The 217-nt window shown below is 48.4% G+C and carries 1 tRNA gene; it reads right to left on the bottom strand.

Features of this window, described 5'->3' with window-relative positions:
• Positions 1-2 precede the first annotated feature (2 nt).
• Positions 3-75, bottom strand: a tRNA-Val gene (locus HUS61_RS21460).
• Positions 76-217: the final 142 nt, after the last annotated feature.

Below are 217 nucleotides of genomic sequence, written 5' to 3'. Positions count from 1 at the left end.
GGTGGGTCGTACTGGACTTGAACCAGTGACCCTCGCCTTGTAAGGGCGATGCTCTCCCAACTGAGCTAACGACCCATATTACATACAGCATATTTTCTTAATGGAAGGACCACCAAAACTTTCTTTATAAAGAGAAAGTAAATGGTGGGTCGTACTGGACTTGAACCAGTGACCCTCGCCTTGTAAGGGCGATGCTCTCCCAACTGAGCTAACGACC

Source organism: Pseudoalteromonas sp. 0802 (assembly GCF_013350085.1).
Lineage (GTDB): Bacteria > Pseudomonadota > Gammaproteobacteria > Enterobacterales > Alteromonadaceae > Pseudoalteromonas.
Note: the sequence above shows the minus strand (reverse complement) of the source record. Positions and strands in the feature narration are given on the sequence as shown.